The sequence below is a fragment of the Stenotrophomonas maltophilia genome (assembly GCF_013464915.1).
GTDB lineage: Bacteria > Pseudomonadota > Gammaproteobacteria > Xanthomonadales > Xanthomonadaceae > Stenotrophomonas > Stenotrophomonas maltophilia_AT.
In genome coordinates this window covers 1-1023 of sequence record NZ_RAVT01000096.1, presented here as the reverse complement: position 1 = coordinate 1023, position 1023 = coordinate 1, and the positions used below count along the sequence as shown (strand labels likewise).

Sequence of the window (1023 nt, the reverse complement as noted above, 5' to 3'; positions counted from 1 at the left end):
TGTGACTTCCCGGTAGGTTGTTCACCCGGGGCATCTGAGGAGAATGGTGGTTACCACACCAAACCTTTCGCCCCAGAGCCCGGATGAACAACCATAAAAATGCCCGTTTAACGCCGTTTAGTCGAGAACTTCTTGTTCGCCGCATCGTTGTGGAGGGCCTGCGTACCGAGGAAGCGGCCCAGGCCTGCGGCGTTAGCGTGCGCACGGCCTACAAGTGGCTGGCACGGTTCCGGGCTGAGGGCCCTGAGGGGTTACAGAACCGTAGCTCCAGGCCGCGTTCCACGCCGCATGCCACCAGGTTGGAGGACGTGGAAGACGTTGCGGCACGTCGGCGCGAGCGACAGACCTACCGAACGATCAGCCAGGCCACGGGTGTCCCGCCCAGCACCATTTCGCGACTGATGCGCCGCCGCGGACTCAATCGTCTGTGTCGTCTGGAACCTCCCAGACCAGTCAATCGTTACGAGTACGATGCGCCTGGCGGCCTGCTCCATCTGGACATAAAGAAGCTTGGCAACTTCAAGCGGCCCGGGCACCGGGTAGATGCCAACCGGCGCGGCAACGCCGGTGGCGGTGGCTGGAGCTACGTCCATGTCGCCATTGACGACCACTCCCGAGTCGCCTTCAGCACCGTACATCCTAATGAAACAGCTGACACGGCCTGCTTGGCCTTGCGCCAGGCCGTGGAGTACTACCGGAACTTGGGTATCCGCTTCGAGCGAGTGCTGACCGACAACGGAGCCTGCTATCGCTCCAACCAATTTGCCCGAACGGTGAAGGAACTGGGGATGYGCCATCTGCGCACCAAACCCTACACACCCAGAACCAACGGCAAGGCCGAACGCTTCATCCAGACCAGCCTACGCGAATGGGCCTACGCCCGTGCCTATTCCTGCTCCGATGAGCGGGACGGAGCACTGCCGGCCTGGCTGCACCACTACAATTGGCACCGCCCCCATATGGGGATCGGCTGCCAGCCACCTATTTCCAGAATCCCGCTGAACAACGTACTGGGTTTACACA

The 1023-nt window shown here is 61.4% G+C and carries 1 protein-coding gene; it reads left to right on the top strand.

All coding sequences use genetic code 11. The annotated features are described in order from the left end of the window. Positions 1–83 precede the first annotated feature (83 nt). On the top strand, positions 84–1023 hold a 940-nt coding region (locus tag D7T59_RS21090), incomplete at its 3' end, for an IS481 family transposase (RefSeq protein ID WP_180853540.1).